Raw genomic sequence first — 365 nt, forward strand, 5'->3', positions numbered from 1 at the left:
GCCCATCACCCGTCGTAAAAGCACCAACTTCCATTTCTAATGCATAGAATGGACCCTGAGTAATTGGTAATAAGTATTTTGCAGGTTTACCAAAATCAGTATCTAATTCAGTATCTGCCATCTTATTGTACTTATTAATGCTTTCAACAAGATTAGGAGCTGAAATCTTTTCAGCAAGGTCTGCTAGAGAATCACTTACAGTAATGAAACTAAGCTTCTTGTCCAAGGCAACCTTAATTTCTTTTTTCAAATTAGGGTAATTAGGTAATTCATAAAAGGGATGTAAATCTAACGGAAAACTCTTTTCAGTGAAGTCATCAATCGTTTTTTGATCAAAAATAGCAAAAACCCGATCTTGACGTAGC

The 365-nt window shown here is 35.1% G+C and carries 1 pseudogene; it reads right to left on the reverse strand.

The features are described from left to right. A pseudogene (locus CRG87_RS08080) lies at positions 1-365 on the reverse strand (hypothetical protein); the annotation flags it as partial.

Source organism: Lactobacillus apis, assembly GCF_002837055.1.
Classification (GTDB): Bacteria; Bacillota; Bacilli; order Lactobacillales; family Lactobacillaceae; genus Lactobacillus; species Lactobacillus apis.